The organism is Paenibacillus sp. Y930 (genome assembly GCF_056786375.1).
Genome location: NZ_JBXCIX010000027.1, coordinates 1 through 1,406, shown reverse-complemented (window position 1 = coordinate 1,406; position 1,406 = coordinate 1). Strand labels below are relative to the sequence as shown.

Annotated in this window: 1 rRNA gene; it reads right to left on the bottom strand. The window is 53.2% G+C overall.

From position 1 onward, the window contains the following. Nucleotides 1–31: 31 nt before the first annotated feature. Nucleotides 32–1,406: ribosomal RNA gene (locus AC1TO5_RS21175) — 23S ribosomal RNA — on the bottom strand; the annotation flags it as partial.

The following is a 1,406-nucleotide window of genomic DNA, read 5'->3' as shown; positions in this document are numbered from 1 at the left end:
ATCTTCGCTTGCGCTCCGTCTAGAAAAATTGTAGGATAAGCCCTCGACCGATTAGTATTCGTCAGCTACATGTATTGCTACACTTACACCCCGAACCTATCAACCTCGTCGTCTTCAAGGGGTCTTACTAATTGGGAAATCTCATCTTGAAGGGGGCTTCACGCTTAGATGCTTTCAGCGTTTATCCCGTCCGTACGTAGCTACCCAGCTATGCCTCTGGCGAGACAACTGGTACACCAGCGGTACGTCCATCCCGGTCCTCTCGTACTAAGGACAGCTCTTCTCAAATTTCCTGCGCCCGCGACAGATAGGGACCGAACTGTCTCACGACGTTCTGAACCCAGCTCGCGTACCGCTTTAATGGGCGAACAGCCCAACCCTTGGGACCTACTTCAGCCCCAGGATGCGATGAGCCGACATCGAGGTGCCAAACCTCCCCGTCGATGTGGACTCTTGGGGGAGATAAGCCTGTTATCCCCAGGGTAGCTTTTATCCGTTGAGCGATGGCCCTTCCATTCGGTACCACCGGATCACTAAGCCCGACTTTCGTCCCTGCTCGACTTGTTGGTCTCGCAGTCAAGCTCCCTTATGCCTTTGCACTCTTCGAATGATTTCCAACCATTCTGAGGGAACCTTTGGGCGCCTCCGTTACTCTTTAGGAGGCGACCGCCCCAGTCAAACTGCCCACCTGACACGGTCCCTCTACCCGATTCAGGGTAGTAGGTTAGAACTCCGATACGATCAGGGTGGTATCCCAACGATGCCTCCTCACAAGCTGGCGCTCATGACTCAAAGGCTCCCACCTATCCTGTACAGATCGTACCAAAGTTCAATATCAAGTTGCAGTAAAGCTCCATGGGGTCTTTCCGTCTTGTCGCGGGTAACCTGCATCTTCACAGGTATTAAAATTTCACCGGATCTCTCGTTGAGACAGCGCCCAATTCGTTACGCCATTCGTGCGGGTCAGAATTTACCTGACAAGGAATTTCGCTACCTTAGGACCGTTATAGTTACGGCCGCCGTTTACTGGGGCTTCGGTTCATAGCTTCGGATTGCTCCTAACCACTCCCCTTAACCTTCCAGCACCGGGCAGGCGTCAGCCCGTATACTTCGTCTTACGACTTCGCACAGACCTGTGTTTTTGCTAAACAGTCGATTGGGCCTTTTCACTGCGGCCCCCTCGGGCTATTAACCCTACCGGGGCACCCCTTATCCCTAAGTTACGGGGTCATTTTGCCGAGTTCCTTAACGAGAGTTCTTCCGCGCGCCTTAGCATGCTCTGCTCGCCTACCTGTGTCGGTTTGCGGTACGGGCACCTTGACCTCACTAGAGGCTTTTCTTGACAGCCGGAGCTCATGACCTTCGCTACTATAATTTTCGCTCCCCATCGTAGCCCAGCCTTATAG